Source organism: Streptomyces sp. NPDC002640, assembly GCF_053592575.1.
The window spans coordinates 248,849-262,483 of record NZ_JBSFVZ010000004.1; the positions used below are offsets into that span (position 1 = coordinate 248,849).

General features: G+C 73.9%; 15 protein-coding genes. 7 read left to right on the top strand and 8 right to left on the bottom strand.

Annotated elements, in window-relative coordinates; translation table 11 throughout:
- The first annotated feature begins 75 nt into the window (after positions 1 to 75).
- The 5 genes from gcvH to ACWD3O_RS07765 all read left to right on the top strand — a co-directional run bounded on the left by gcvH (position 76) and on the right by ACWD3O_RS07765 (position 5,516).
- Positions 76 to 453, top strand: a complete 378-nt coding sequence (gcvH, locus tag ACWD3O_RS07745; protein ID WP_451412685.1) for a glycine cleavage system protein GcvH — start codon at positions 76 to 78, stop codon at positions 451 to 453.
- Between the two features lie 5 nt (positions 454 to 458).
- A complete protein-coding gene (gene glyA / locus ACWD3O_RS07750; RefSeq protein ID WP_451412686.1) occupies positions 459 to 1,730 on the top strand; it encodes a serine hydroxymethyltransferase in 1,272 nt (423 codons plus the stop codon).
- A gap of 177 nt (positions 1,731 to 1,907) precedes the next feature.
- Positions 1,908 to 3,275, top strand: coding sequence for an L-serine ammonia-lyase (locus tag ACWD3O_RS07755; RefSeq protein WP_451412687.1), 1,368 nt, complete (start codon positions 1,908 to 1,910; stop codon positions 3,273 to 3,275).
- Between the two features lie 138 nt (positions 3,276 to 3,413).
- Positions 3,414 to 4,130, top strand: coding sequence for a histidine phosphatase family protein (locus ACWD3O_RS07760; protein ID WP_451412688.1), 717 nt, complete (start codon positions 3,414 to 3,416; stop codon positions 4,128 to 4,130).
- A 150-nt stretch (positions 4,131 to 4,280) separates the two neighbouring features.
- A complete protein-coding gene (locus ACWD3O_RS07765) occupies positions 4,281 to 5,516 on the top strand; it encodes a hypothetical protein (protein ID WP_451415169.1) in 1,236 nt (411 codons plus the stop codon).
- A gap of 71 nt (positions 5,517 to 5,587) precedes the next feature.
- Here the strand turns inward: ACWD3O_RS07765 and dmpG are convergent, their stop codons facing one another.
- The 3 genes from dmpG to ACWD3O_RS07780 are packed head-to-tail and all read right to left on the bottom strand — an operon-like array spanning position 5,588 to position 8,408.
- Positions 5,588 to 6,613, bottom strand: coding sequence for a 4-hydroxy-2-oxovalerate aldolase (dmpG, locus tag ACWD3O_RS07770; RefSeq protein ID WP_451412690.1), 1,026 nt, complete (start codon positions 6,611 to 6,613; stop codon positions 5,588 to 5,590).
- On the bottom strand, positions 6,610 to 7,572 hold the full coding sequence (locus tag ACWD3O_RS07775; RefSeq protein ID WP_451415170.1) for an acetaldehyde dehydrogenase (acetylating): 963 nt from the start codon (positions 7,570 to 7,572) through the stop codon (positions 6,610 to 6,612). The genes dmpG and ACWD3O_RS07775 overlap by 4 nt, the downstream gene beginning before the upstream one ends.
- Positions 7,573 to 7,604: 32 nt before the next feature.
- Positions 7,605 to 8,408, bottom strand: coding sequence for a 2-keto-4-pentenoate hydratase (locus ACWD3O_RS07780; RefSeq protein ID WP_451415171.1), 804 nt, complete (start codon positions 8,406 to 8,408; stop codon positions 7,605 to 7,607).
- Between the two features lie 70 nt (positions 8,409 to 8,478).
- Here ACWD3O_RS07780 and ACWD3O_RS07785 point away from each other — a divergent pair, with 70 nt between their 5' ends.
- Positions 8,479 to 9,255: an IclR family transcriptional regulator gene (locus ACWD3O_RS07785; RefSeq protein WP_451415172.1), complete on the top strand. Its 777-nt coding sequence runs from the start codon at positions 8,479 to 8,481 to the stop codon at positions 9,253 to 9,255.
- Positions 9,256 to 9,302: 47 nt separating this feature from the next.
- Here ACWD3O_RS07785 and ACWD3O_RS07790 read toward each other — a convergent pair whose 3' ends face one another.
- The 3 genes from ACWD3O_RS07790 to ACWD3O_RS07800 all read right to left on the bottom strand — a co-directional run bounded on the left by ACWD3O_RS07790 (position 9,303) and on the right by ACWD3O_RS07800 (position 11,740).
- Positions 9,303 to 10,334: a PP2C family protein-serine/threonine phosphatase gene (locus tag ACWD3O_RS07790; RefSeq protein WP_451412694.1), complete on the bottom strand. Its 1,032-nt coding sequence runs from the start codon at positions 10,332 to 10,334 to the stop codon at positions 9,303 to 9,305.
- A gap of 224 nt (positions 10,335 to 10,558) precedes the next feature.
- Complete coding sequence (locus tag ACWD3O_RS07795) at positions 10,559 to 11,149, bottom strand: nucleosidase (protein WP_451412695.1); 591 nt, start codon at positions 11,147 to 11,149, stop codon at positions 10,559 to 10,561.
- Between the two features lie 51 nt (positions 11,150 to 11,200).
- Positions 11,201 to 11,740 (bottom strand): GNAT family N-acetyltransferase, encoded by a 540-nt coding sequence (locus ACWD3O_RS07800; protein WP_451415173.1) that lies wholly within the window; start codon positions 11,738 to 11,740, stop codon positions 11,201 to 11,203.
- Between the two features lie 187 nt (positions 11,741 to 11,927).
- Between ACWD3O_RS07800 and ACWD3O_RS07805 the strand changes: the two genes are divergently transcribed.
- Positions 11,928 to 12,488 (top strand): glycoside hydrolase family 25 protein, encoded by a 561-nt coding sequence (locus ACWD3O_RS07805; RefSeq protein WP_451412698.1) that lies wholly within the window; start codon positions 11,928 to 11,930, stop codon positions 12,486 to 12,488.
- Positions 12,489 to 12,600: 112 nt separating this feature from the next.
- On the opposite strand, the gene ACWD3O_RS07810 is transcribed toward ACWD3O_RS07805, so the two are convergent.
- Together ACWD3O_RS07810 and ACWD3O_RS07815 are read right to left on the bottom strand one after the other, a co-directional pair.
- Positions 12,601 to 12,813 (bottom strand): EF-hand domain-containing protein, encoded by a 213-nt coding sequence (locus ACWD3O_RS07810; RefSeq protein ID WP_356136892.1) that lies wholly within the window; start codon positions 12,811 to 12,813, stop codon positions 12,601 to 12,603.
- Positions 12,814 to 12,949: 136 nt separating this feature from the next.
- On the bottom strand, positions 12,950 to 13,456 hold the full coding sequence (locus ACWD3O_RS07815) for an ATP-binding protein (RefSeq protein WP_451412699.1): 507 nt from the start codon (positions 13,454 to 13,456) through the stop codon (positions 12,950 to 12,952).
- Positions 13,457 to 13,635 lie beyond the last annotated feature (179 nt).

The window sequence follows — 13,635 nt, forward strand, 5'->3', positions numbered from 1 at the left end:
CTTCCGCCGCACCCTTCCTTTTCCCGGTTCTTCCGGACCCTTCGGAAACTCCCCGCGTACAGGAGAATCTCAGCCATGAGCAACCCCACGGACCTGCGTTACAGCAAGGAGCACGAGTGGCTGTCGCCCGTCGAGGACGGCGTCGCCACCATCGGCATCACCAAGTTCGCGGCCGACGCCCTCGGTGACGTCGTCTACGCCCAGCTCCCCGAGGTCGGCGAGACCGTCTCCGAGGGCGAGACCTGCGGCGAGCTGGAGTCCACCAAGTCGGTCTCCGACCTGTACTCCCCGGTCTCCGGCGAGGTCACCGAGATCAACGAGGACGTCGTCAACGACCCGTCCCTGGTGAACTCCGAGCCCTTCGAGGGCGGCTGGCTGTTCAAGGTCCGCGTCTCCGAGGAGCCGGGCGACCTGCTCACCGCGGACGAGTACACCGAGTTCGCCGGGAACTGAGCCTGATGTCGACGCTCAACACGCCCCTGCACCAGCTCGACCCCGAGGTCGCCGCGGCGATCGACGCCGAGCTGGCCCGCCAGCAGTCCACCCTCGAGATGATCGCGTCGGAGAACTTCGCTCCGGTCGCCGTCATGGAGGCCCAGGGCTCGGTCCTGACCAACAAGTACGCCGAGGGCTACCCGGGCCGCCGCTACTACGGCGGCTGCGAGCACGTCGACGTGATCGAGCAGATCGCGATCGACCGCCTCAAGGAGCTCTTCGGCGCCGAGCACGCCAACGTGCAGCCCCACTCGGGCGCCCAGGCCAACGCCGCGGTGATGCACGCCCTGCTCAAGCCGGGCGACACCATCATGGGCCTGAACCTGGCCCACGGCGGGCACCTGACCCACGGCATGAAGATCAACTTCTCCGGTCGTCTCTACGAGGTGGTCCCGTACCACGTCGGCGAGGACGGCCAGGTCGACATGGCCGACGTCGAGCGCCTGGCCAAGGAGGCGCGGCCGAAGCTGATCATCGCCGGCTGGTCCGCCTACCCGCGGCAGCTGGACTTCGCCGCGTTCCGCCGGATCGCGGACGAGGTCGGCGCGTACCTGATGGTCGACATGTCGCACTTCGCCGGCCTGGTGGCCGCGGGCCTCCACCCGAGCCCGGTGCCGCACGCCCACGTCGTGACCACCACCACCCACAAGACGCTGGGCGGCCCCCGCGGCGGTGTGATCCTCTCCACGGCCGAGCTGGCCAAGAAGATCAACTCCGCGGTCTTCCCGGGTCAGCAGGGCGGCCCGCTGGAGCACGTGATCGCGGGCAAGGCGGTGGCCTTCAAGGTCGCGGCGTCGGAGGAGTTCAAGGACCGCCAGCGGCGGACCCTGGAGGGCTCCCGCCTCCTGGCCGAGCGCCTGGTCCGGGACGACGTCACCGCCGCCGGCGTCTCGGTCCTCTCCGGGGGCACGGACGTCCACCTGGTCCTCGTCGACCTGCGCGACTCGGAGCTGGACGGGCAGCAGGCCGAGGACCGGCTCCACGAGATCGGCATCACCGTCAACCGGAACGCGGTCCCGAACGACCCGCGCCCGCCGATGGTGACCTCCGGCCTGCGCATCGGCACGCCGGCGCTGGCCACCCGCGGCTTCGGCGCGGAGGACTTCACCGAGGTCGCGGACGTCATCGCGGAGGCCCTCAAGGCCCCGTCGCCGTTCCCGGCCGACACGGCCGCCGCGCTGCGGGGCCGGGTGGAGGCCCTGGCCGCGAAGCACCCGCTCTACCCGTCGCTGTGACCTTCGCGACGGCGTGAGCAGCCCCGCACGGCGCGTATGAATTTCGTACCGCCTGGGGCTTTACGTACGATTCCCGTATGTGCCGGGGGCGTCCCGCCCGCCACCGTCCGGTGGGCGTGACGCCCCTCGCGCCTTCCCCCCACCCCCGCACCGCCAACGATTCAACGAGGAGTCGACGTGGCCGTCTCGGTCTTCGACCTGTTCTCGATAGGCATCGGCCCGTCCAGCTCCCACACGGTGGGCCCGATGCGCGCCGCGCGCATGTTCGCCGCCCGCCTGCGCAACGAGGACCTGCTGGAGGCCACCGCCTCCGTCCGCTGCGAGCTCTACGGCTCCCTCGGCGCCACCGGCCACGGCCACGGCACGCCCAAGGCCGTCCTGCTCGGCCTGGAGGGCGACTCGCCGCGCACGGTCGACGTGGAGTCGGCCGACGAGCGCGTGGAGAAGATCAAGGAGACCGGTCTCCTGCGCCTGCTGGGCGACCACGAGATCCCCTTCGACTTCGACGCCGACCTGGTCCTGCACCGCCGCGAGACCCTGCCGTACCACGCCAACGGCATGACCGTCGCCGCGTACGGCCCGTCCGGCGAGGAGCTCCTGCACAAGACGTACTACTCGGTCGGCGGCGGTTTCGTGGTCGACGAGGAGGCCGTCGGCGCGGACCGCGTCAAGCTGGACGACACGGTGCTGAAGCACCCCTTCCGCACCGGCGACGAGCTGCTGCGCCTCACCAAGGAGACCGGCCTGTCCGTCTCCTCCCTGATGCTGGAGAACGAGAAGGCCTGGCGCACCGAGGAGGAGATCCGCGCCGGTCTGCTCGACATCTGGCGGGTGATGCGCGAGTGCGTCGACCGCGGCATGTCCCGCGAGGGCATCCTCCCCGGTGGCCTGAAGGTCCGCCGCCGCGCCGCCGTCACCGCCCGCCAGCTCCGCGCGGCCGGCGACCCGCTGGCCCACTCCATGGAGTGGATCACCCTCTACGCCATGGCGGTCAACGAGGAGAACGCGGCCGGCGGCCGGGTCGTCACCGCCCCCACCAACGGCGCCGCGGGCATCATCCCGGCGGTCCTGCACTACTACCTGAACTTCGTTCCGGGCGCGGACGAGGACGGCGTGGTCCGCTTCCTCCTCGCCGCGGGCGCGATCGGCATGCTCTTCAAGGAGAACGCCTCCATCTCCGGCGCCGAGGTCGGCTGCCAGGGCGAGGTCGGCTCGGCCTGCTCGATGGCGGCCGGCGCCCTCGCCGAGGTCATGGGCGGCTCGCCCGAGCAGGTCGAGAACGCCGCCGAGATCGGCATGGAGCACAACCTGGGCCTCACCTGCGACCCGGTGGGCGGCCTGGTGCAGATCCCCTGCATCGAGCGCAACGGCATGGCCGCGGTGAAGGCCGTGACCGCCGCGAAGATGGCGCTGCGGGGCGACGGCTCGCACAAGGTCTCCCTGGACAAGGTCATCAAGACCATGAAGGAGACCGGCGCGGACATGTCGGTCAAGTACAAGGAGACGGCGCGGGGCGGGCTCGCGGTGAACATCATCGAGTGCTGACCGGCCGTACCGACCGGCCGTGCCCCGCGCGGGCGGACGCCCCGACCGGCGTCCGCCCGCGCCGCCGTTTCCACCCCCCGGACGGGCCCGCCCCGGCCTAGGCTGGCTGCGACGGTCTCCCACCGTGAGGAGCGCGCCATGCGTCCGCCCGCCGGCCTCGTGCCGCCCTGTGCCCTGGCCGAACTGTGGGCCGTGCGGCACGGGCAGAGCACGGCCAACCTCGCCTTCGCCGCGGCGGCGGAGTCCGGCTCCACCCGGCCGGTCCCGGGCCGCGACCGGGACGTCCCGCTCTCCGCGGCGGGCGTCGAGCAGGCGACGGCACTGGGGAGGGTGCTGGCCGGGTGGTCCGAAGGCGGGCCCGACCTGGTCGTCTGCTCCCCCTACCTGCGCGCCCGGCAGACCTGGGAGCTGATGGCCGCCCACGCCGCCGCCCTCGGCGTGCCACCCCTGGAGACCGTGGTCGACGAGCGGCTGCGGGACCGGGAGATGGGGGTCTTCGAGCTGCACCCGCCGCCCGCGCTGCGCGCCCGCGCCCCGGAGGAGGCGGCGCGGCGCGAACTGCTGGGCGACTGGTACTACCGGCCGCCCGGCGGCGAGGCCTTCACCGACGTCGCCGTCCGGGTCGGGCAGCTGGTCTCCGACCTGAGCCGGGCGGCACCCGGCCGGCGGGTCCTGTTCGTCGCCCACGACGGCGTCCTCGCCGCCCTGCGCCACGTCCTCGCCGGCGTCGGCGCGGACCCGCCCGAGCACCTGCCGCCGGTGCCCAACGCCTCGGTGTCGCACTGGCGCGGCGACGGGCACCGGCTGCGTCCGGTGCTCTGGGGCGACACCGCCCATCTGGCACCGCCCGTCTGACGCCGCCGATCCGACGCCGCCGAGCTGACCCCGCCCGTCCGACCCCGCCGGGCGGCGGGTGACCCCCGGGCCGGTGCGGGCCGCGCCGACGGCGGCGGTACGCTCCCGCCGGGGCCGCCCCCGACGGGCGGCACGGGAGGGAACGCGGGCATGCACGGAGCCAGGGGAACGGCACAGCGACGGACGACGGTGGCCGCGGCGGTCCTGGCCACCGTGCTCGGCGCCGCGGGATGCGGGCCGGACGCGCCGCCGGACCGGCCCGCCGCGTCGGGTGCCGACGCCGCTGCGGCCGCCGCGCCGTCGTGGGAGTTCCTGCACGTCGCGGACTTCCGGGGGCGTCTGACCGATGTCGCCGCCCTGGCCGGGGACGACGTCTGGGCGGTGGGCACCGAGGACGACGGCGAGGCCGTCGTCCTGCTCCACCACGACGGTGCCCGCTGGACCCGCGAGCCGCTGCCCGAGGCCCTGGGTGACGTCCGGTACCCGCCGCGGCTCGAGGCGGCCGGCACCGAGGAAGTGTGGCTGGTGCCCGCCGCGGGCAGCGCGGGCAACCCGTCCTGGGCGCGCTGGGACGGCGCGCGCTGGTCCGCCCTGCCCGGTCCGCCCCGGGACGCCGACGCCGCGCTCCACCTGCTCCCGGCGGCGGGCCCCGACATCGAGGTGGCGGGTCCGGACGACGCCTGGGTGCTGGCCGGCCCGCACACCGCCGTGCACTGGGACGGCGGGCGCTGGACCCCGACCCGGCTGCCGCACCCCGCCGCCGACCTGGCGGTGGCCGGGCCGGACGACGTCTGGGCGGTCGGCCACCGCACCACGGGGCCGGGGACCGAGTACGTGGCCGGTCTGCCGTACGCGCAGCCCGCCTCGGCGCACTGGGACGGCACGTCGTGGAAGCCGGTGGAGACCCCCCGGTACCGCTTCGACGAACCGCTCCCGGCCGAGCCGGGCGCGAGCCTCGACCGGGTGCTGGCGCTCGACGGCGGCGAGGTCATCGCCCGGGGAAGCCACACGTTCAACCACGGCGAACTGGAGAACGAGCCGCGGAGCGAGGACATCCGCCTGCGGTGGGACGACTCCCGGTGGGTCGGGCAGGAGCCCCCGCCCGGCCGCTGCGACCGCGCCCCGGTGGCGCGCGTCGACGGAGGGCTGCTGGTCGACGGCCACCGGTACCTGACCGGCGACGGCCGGTGCGTGCGCATCGGCCTTCCCCGCCTGCCGGCGTCCACCGGGGCGGGCGGGACGTCGAAGCAGTCGCTGCGGGTCGAGGGGACGCAGCGGGTCCCCGGCACCGGCGAGTGGCTGGCCGCCGGACACGTGCGGGTCGACCGGTCCGGCGGGCCCTTCTCCGCGCCGGTCGTGGTGCGGCTGCGGAGCGGCGGCTCCTGACCGTCCGCCGCCCGGCCGCCGGGCTGCCGGGCTGCCGGGCCGCCGGGCCGCACGGCCGCCCGCGGGTCCGGTTACGCCGCGGGCGCCCGGCGGGCCGCCGCGAGGGTGAGGGCGATGTCGATGATCATGTCCTCCTGGCCGCCGACCAGCCCCCTGCGGCCGCACTCCATCAGGATGTCGCGGACGTCGACGCCGTGGCGGGCGGCGGCGACCTCGGCGTGGCGCAGGAAGCTGGAGTAGACGCCCGCGTACCCGAGCGTGAGGGTCTCCCGGTCGACCCGGACGGGACGGTCCTGCAGCGGGCGGACGATGTCGTCCGCGGCGTCCTGGAGCTTGAACAGGTCGCAGCCGTGCGCGTAGCCGGACAGGTCGGCGACCGCGACGAACGCCTCGAGGGGGCAGTTGCCCGCGCCCGCGCCGTGGCCGGCGAGGGAGGCGTCGACGCGGCGGACGCCGTTCTCCACCGCCACCACCGAGTTGGCGACGGACAGCGAGAGGTTCTCGTGGGCGTGGATGCCGATCTCGGTCTCCGCGTCGAGGACGTCGCGGTAGGCGCGGACCCGGGCGGCGACGTCGTTCATGGTCAGCCGGCCGCCGGAGTCGGTGACGTAGACGCAGTGGGCGCCGTACGACTCCATCAGCCCGGCCTGCCGGGCCAGCTGCTCCGGCGCGGCCATGTGGGAGAGCATCAGGAAGCCGGAGACGTCCATGCCCAGTTCGCGGGCGGCGGCGATGTGCTGCGCGGAGATGTCGGCCTCGGTGCAGTGGGTGGCCACGCGGACCGAGCGCACGCCGAGGTCGTAGGCGTGCTTCAGTTCGTCGATGGTGCCGACGCCCGGGAGGAGCAGGGTGGTGAGGCGGGCGTTCTTCAGGACCGAGGCGGCGGCCTCGATCCACTCCCAGTCGGTGTTCGAGCCGGGGCCGTAGTTGAGCGATCCGCCGGCCAGGCCGTCGCCGTGCGCTACCTCGATGGCGTCCACGCCGGCCTCGTCGAGCGCCAGCACGATGCGCTTGACGTCCTCGGGGGTGATCCGGTGCCGGACGGCGTGCATGCCGTCCCGGAGGGTGACGTCCTGGACGAAGATCTCGGTGCTCACTTCGCGGTCTCCTTCGCGGCGGCGATCCGCTCGGCCATCCGCACGGCGGCCGAGGTCATGATGTCGAGGTTCCCGGCGTACTCCGGCAGGTACATGCCCGCGCCTTCGACCTTGAGGAAGACGGACACCTGGTGGGTGGGCCGGGCGGTGTCGCCGTCGGCGAGGAGCGTCTCCACGGGCTGGTCGGCGGGGATCGCGGTGATCTGGACGTCCTGGACCATCCGGTAGCCGGGGACGTAGGCGGCGACGTCGGCGACCATCTTCTCGACGGACTCCGTGATCCGCCGCTCCAGGTCCGCGGTGTCCTCGCCGTCGTCCAGGGTGACCAGGGCGAACACCGTGTCGCGCATCATCAGCGGCGGCTCGGCCGGGTTGAGGATGATGATCGCCTTGCCGCGGCGCGCGCCGCCGACCCGCACGACGGCCTCGGAGGTCGTCTCGGTGAACTCGTCGATGTTGGCCCGGGTGCCGGGGCCGGCCGACCGGGAGGCGATGGAGGCGACGATCTCCGCGTAGGCCACCGGGACGACGCGGCTGATCGCGGCGACGACGGGGATGGTGGCCTGGCCGCCGCAGGTGACCATGTTGACGTTGGGCGCGTCCAGGTGTTCGTCCAGGTTGACCGCGGGGACCACGTACGGGCCGATGGCGGCCGGGGTGAGGTCGATCATGCGGATGCCGAGCGGGCGGAGCCTGGCGTCGTTGGTCCGGTGCGCGCCGGCCGAGGTGGCGTCGAAGACGATGCCGATCTCGTCGATCTGCGGCGACCTCAGCAGTCCGTCCACGCCCTCGTGGGTGACCTCGAAGCCGAGGCGGGCGGCGCGGGCCAGGCCGTCGGACGCCGGGTCGATGCCGACCATGACGCCCATCTCGAGGTGCTGCGCGGTGCGCATGATCTTGATCATCAGGTCGGTGCCGATGTTGCCCGACCCGATGACGGCGACCTTCGTCTTGCTCATCGTCGTGTTCCTCGCGGGGAAGGTGTGGGGGGTCAGCTGAAGGTGACGGAGACCGGGCCGAGGCCGGTGACCGTGGCGCGCACGGCGTTGCCCGCCGTCACGGGGCGCATGGGGCCGAGGGCGCCGGAGAGGACGACCTGGCCCGCGCGGAGCGGGGAACCGAGGTCGCGGGCCTGGCGGGCGAGCCAGACCAGGGCGTTGACCGGGTCGCCGAGGCAGGCGGCGCCGTCGCCGGTGGAGACGGTCTCGCCGTCGATCGTCATGGCCATCTCGGCCGTCACGGGGTCGAAGTCGTCCAGCGGGACGCGGCGGGTGCCGAGCACGTAGCCGCCGGCGGAGGCGTTGTCGGCGACGGTGTCGCCGAAGCTGATGTCCCAGCCGGCCACCCGGCTGCCGCAGATCTCGAGGGCGGCGACGGCGTGGTCGACGGCCTCGCGGACCTGGGCGTCGTCCAGCGGCCCCTCCGCCAGGTCGGCCTTGAGCACGAAGGCGATCTCGGCCTCGACCCGGGGCTGGAGGATCGCCGCGGCCGGCACGACGGCGCCGTCGGCGTACTCCATGTCGTCGAAGAGGACGCCGAAGTCGGGCTGGTCGACGCCGAGCTGCCGCTGGACGGCGGTGGAGGTCAGGCCGATCTTCCGGCCGACGACGGTGGCGCCCGCCGCGACGCGTTCGGCGGCCAGCGCGGACTGCACGGCGTAGGCGGCCTCGACGTCGTCCCGGCCGATCAGGTCGCGGACGGGGGCGGCGGGTACGCCGGTGGCGGCCGCCTCGCGGAGCCGGGCAGCGGCGGCGGCGATGCTGTCGGGGCCGACAGCGGGCTGGGTGTGGGGCATGGCGTCCAATCTGCTCCACCGGGCGGCCGTTCTCCATGGCGGCGTTCCACTCAGCGGTACGCTGTTCCGTATGGAAGACCGCCGGACCAGGGACGACAACGACACCGTCCTGGGCAAGGCGCTGGCGATCCTGCGGGCGTTCGGCCCGGCCGACTCGGTGCTCCCGCTGGCCGAGCTGGTGCGGCGCACCGGTCTCGCGAAGGGCACCGCGCACCGGGTCGCCGGGGACCTGGTGCACCACCGGCTGCTGGACAGGACCGGGCACGGCTACCAGCTCTCGGGCGGGCTGTTCGAGCTGGGACTGCGCGCCGCCTCGGAGCGGACCCTGGTGGAGCTGGCGATGCCGTTCCTCCAGGACCTGTACGAGCGCACCCACGAGACGGTGCACCTGGGGGTGCGGCAGGGCGGCGAGGTGCTGTACCTGACGAAGATCGGCGGTCACCGGCAGGCGAAGGCGCCCTCGCGCACGGGTGGGCGGATGCCGGTGCACTGCACGGCGATCGGCAAGGTGCTGCTGGCCCACGCGGACGAGGACGAGCGGGCGGCGGTGCTGGCGGGGCCGCTGGAGCGGCGCACGCCGCGGACGGTGGTCGCGCCGGGGATGCTGGGGCGGCAGCTCGCGAAGGCGGTGGAGACGGGGGTCGCCTACGAGCGGGAGGAGTCGACGCCGGGGCTGCTGTGCGTGGCGGCGCCGGTGCTGAGGCCGGACGGTCGCACGGCGGTGGCCGCCGTCAGCGTCACCGGGCCGGTGGGACGGTTCCGGCCCGAGGCCCACGCCAACACGGTGCGGTCGGCCGCGGCGGCCCTCGCAGCCGTCCTCGCCACCCGCCCCCGCCACCGCACCTGACCTCCGCCACGGCACGGGATCGGCCGGCCTGTCCTGCCGCCGCCCCGCTACGGCACCGGGTGGGCGACCGGCGGGGCGGGGCCCTTGGGCTGGGACGGCAGCGAGGCGAAGAGATGCGCGTCGTTGTGCAGGACCAGCAGGGCCGTGTCGTCGGCGGGGCGGCCCCCGGTGTGGTGGAGCAGCGCGGACTCCAGGGAGCCGAGGAGGTACCGCGCGGTGACCGGACGGCCGCGGGCCGCGCCGGTCAGGGTCTCGGGCAGCGGGAAGAGCCGGCCCCGGTCGTCCCGCGCCTCCGTGACGCCGTCGGTGTGGAGGATCAGGGCGTCGTCGGGGCGCATCCGGCCGCAGTGGGTGACCGGAACGTGCTCCGGCAGGGGGAAGACCCCGAGCGGCGGCAGCGGTTCGGCCTCGGACAGCGGGCGGGTGGGGCCCACCCCGACCCGGTACGGCCACGGGTGGGCGCAGTTGACCGCGCGCAGCACGCCGTCCCCGCGGATCTCCAGGAGCAGCAGCGTCACGAACTCCTCGCCCGCGGGGTGCTGCCCCTCCTGCGCGCGGCGCCGCAGGTGGCGGGCGAAAGCCCGGTCGAGGCGGCGGAGCACCCCGCACAGCTGGTGCTCCTCGTGCGCCGCCTCGCGGAAGCAGCCGAGCACCGCGGCGGCGGCGGGGACGGCGTCCAGGCCGTGGCCGCGGACGTCGCCGATGAGGGCGCGCACACCGTGCTCGGTATCCAGCACCTCGTAGACGTCCCCGCCGATCACCGCGCCGGGGTCGGCGGAGCGCTGGACCGCCGCCACGCCGAGGCCGCCGACGCGGGGTGGCAGGGGGCGCACCAGGACGCCCTGGGCGGTGGCGGCGATGTCCCAGGACCGGTCCAGCTCCCGCAGCAGCGCCCGGCGGGTGTGGAGGATCATGCCCGTGCCGACGCCGAGGAGGGCGGCCGTGGTGACCGGCCGGACCCACGCGGCGCTCCTCTCCCCGGTGACCTCGGCGATCAGCCAGTGCCCGGCGACGACCGTGCCCCACAGAGCGGTCAGCCCCAGGGCGAGCGTCCGGCGCTGCGCTGTGAGACGGAACATGCCGCTGACCCCCTCGTCGGGCTGCTCGGGCCCGGTCGGGCGGAACGGCGTGGACGGAACCGGTCCGATTCTCGCCGTCGGCCCCTCCGCCCGGAAAGGATCTTCCGGACTTCTCATTCGAATGAGTGAGCTGCACGTCCGGGAGGGGACGACCCGACGGACCGGGGGACGCGGTGCTCAGGCCGCGGCGCCCCAGTCGCGGGGCGCAAGCCGCGGCGCTGCGCTCAGGCGAGGGCCACGTGCCGCTCCGCCCAGCGGGCCAGCTCCACCGCGCACGCGGCCACCGACTCGCGCCAGGTCCGGGCCGCCCCGTCCCCCGCGTCGTCGCTGACGTGCTTGACCAGTCGGATCGGCACGCCGGCCCGCCGCGCCACCGACGCCAGCGCGTACCCCTCCATGTCCACCAGCGCGGCCTGCTCGGCGAGACGGTCCCGGGTCGCGTCGTCGGAGATGAAGCTGTCCCCGGTGGCCAGCACCGGGCCGGCCGCGTCGCCCTCGCCCAGGGTGATCGGCGCCCCGTAGACCTCGCCGGTCAGCCCCTCCAGCAGCCGCCAGTCCAGGTCGTGCTGCACCACCCGCGACACCACGTGCGTCCCCGTCAACCCGGGCCGCAGCGCCCCGGCCGTCCCGAGGTTCACGATCTCCCGCGGCAGCACCCCGCGCCCCAGCGCCCCCGCGAGCGCGGCGGCCGCGTTGACCTTCCCCATCCCGGTCAGCAGCACGGGCGCCCCACCGGCCCGCAGCTCCGCCGCCTCCTCCTTGACCGCGAGCACGAACAGGGGGCGGTCGGGGTTCATCTCACCGATCAGTTCCATGGCGTCAACGGTACGGGGAGGACCGCGGACGGCATCAGCCGGACGGTGCCGTCAGGGGTCCCCGGCCGTCGGGGGTCGTATGCCGAGCCACTGTTCGGCGTCCCAGACCACGAAGCGGTCCACCTCGGTGAAGCCCAGCTTCGCGGCGAGGCGCATCGAGGGGGCGTTGGCGGACTGGGTGGTGAGGATCACCGGTTCGCCGGGGAGGGCGTCGGCGACCCGGCCGAGGGCGGCCGCGCAGGCCTCGTGGGCGTACCCGGAGCCCCACGCGCGGGGGAGGAACAGGTGGCCGAGGTCGACCTTGCCCGCGGCGGGCGGGCGTCGGTGTGCTGCCGCCCTCCTGATCAGGACCTGGCCGATCATCTCCCCGTCGCGTTCGACGACGAAGCTGCCGGGCCACCGCTCGGGCACCGCGGGCAGCTCACGCTCGAGTTCGGCGCGAGGGCGCGGGCCGCCGAGGTAGGTGTGGACCTCCGGCGAGGCGAGCAGTCCGACGAACGCCGGGTGGTCACGGGCCTCGGGCTCGCGGAGCACGAGCCTCCCGGTCCTGATCGGCTCGGGCGGCCACACCACGGGTCCCAGGTCTTCCATCCGCGCACGCTGACAGAGGCAACACCGGCTGCCAGCAGGCCCGTTCAGGGCGAGGGTGGAGAGGACACGCGCCCGCGCACGACCGGATAGGGTGACATGTACCGGTTGATGGGGGTCAGGGAGGTTGTCAAGGGGAATGCTCCCTTCAACCCCTCTCATCGCGAGGCCACTTGAGGGAGACCCCCACATGCTGCAGGGCATCGACGTCAGTTCGCACCAGTCCGCCTCCTACGACACCGACGGACTCGCCTTCGTGATCGTCAAGGCGACCGAGGGCCGTACCTATGTGAACCCGAGAATGGAGGCGCAGGTCGAACGCGCCCGGGAGGCCGGGCTGGTGGTCGGCTTCTACCACTTCCTCTGGCCGGACCACATCACCGAGCAGGCCGAGTTCTTCGCCGACAAGGCCCCCGCCCAGCCCGGTGACCTGCTGGCCTGCGACTGGGAGACGACCAGCCGCGGGACCCGGGCGAGCAACGCGGAGAAGGACCGGTTCATCCGGAAGGTGAAGTCGCTCAAGCCGCGCAACCGGGTGCTGCTGTACTGCAACCGCACGTTCTGGCTGAGCCACGACCGGACGTCGTACGCCGGCGACGGCCTGTGGATCGCGCAGTACGGCGTCGCGAAGGGCAAGCCGCGGATCAAGGCGAAGTGGACGATCCACCAGTACACGGACGACCCGCTGGACAAGAACGTGGCCCGGTTCGACAGCCGCCGGGCGATGCGGGAGTGGGCCGAGGGGGCGTGAGACCGGACCAGGGCGGCACACGACGGGGGCGGGTCGGGAACCGGACGCGGCGGAACGCGGGAGCCGCCCCGCACCGTGGGGTGCGGGACGGCTCCGGGCGCCGGTCAGGACGTCACTTGGAGAGGTACGCCCAGAACTCGTCGAAGGAGAGGAGCTTGTCGCCGTCCAGGTCACGGGAGGCGATGATCGACTCCGCGACGGTGTCGGTGACGTTCCAGTCACCGGCCTGCGCGAGCGCCCGCTTGAACTCGGCGGCGGTGACGAGGCCGTCCCCGTCGGCGTCGAGCCGGTCGAACTCCTTGCGTGCTTCCTGGATGTCCGCCATGTGGGACCCTCCCCTTCGTGCCATGCGCGCGTCCACGTCCATGGTGACGCCTGCGTCTCTGCTTGATTGACGGAGGTCAGATTATCCGGCCGCGCGGGGGCGCGGAGCGGCGACCGTCCCCTCGCGCGGACATGGCCTACACCCGGTCGGAGACCCGCATCTCGAACCAGGTGCGCTTGCCGCGCGGCAGCAGGTCGACCCCCCACCGGTCCGCCATGCGGTCGACGAGGAAGAGGCCCCGGCCGCTCTCGTCCATCGGCTGCACCGGCATCAGGCAGGGCAGGGCGCGGGACGGGTCGCGCAGTTCCAGGCGGATCCAGCCGCGGCGGCGCCTCATCCGGAGCCCGAACTGGGCGGCGCCGGTGTGCCGGACGGCGTTGCCCTCGAGTTCCGAGATGAGCAGCGTGCAGTCCTCGGCCAGCTTGGGGCCGAGCGCCCAGTGGCGCAGGACGACGACCTGCACCAGGCGCCGCGCGGTGCCGCACGTCTCGGGCCAGGCCGGCAGGACGACCTCGGCCTCCGCCGGGTTGCCGTAGGCCGCGAGGGCGGCGAGGGCACGTTCGTCCTCGACCGCGGGCGACCAGCGCGTCAGGGGGACGCCGCCAGGCCCCTTCGACTGTTCGATGCCCTCCAGCCCCGCCATGCCCCCATCATGGCGGCCCGAAGGGTGCCTCGGGGGCGGTTCCGCAGGAATCCGCACACCGGAGCGATCGATTCCGTTCGTTCGGGTGACATATGCCAGACAGCCATGCATGAGCCCTGGTCAGAGCTTTTACGGAGAGAGGTGATGGAGGGGGTGATTCCGGCCGCTCCGGAATCACC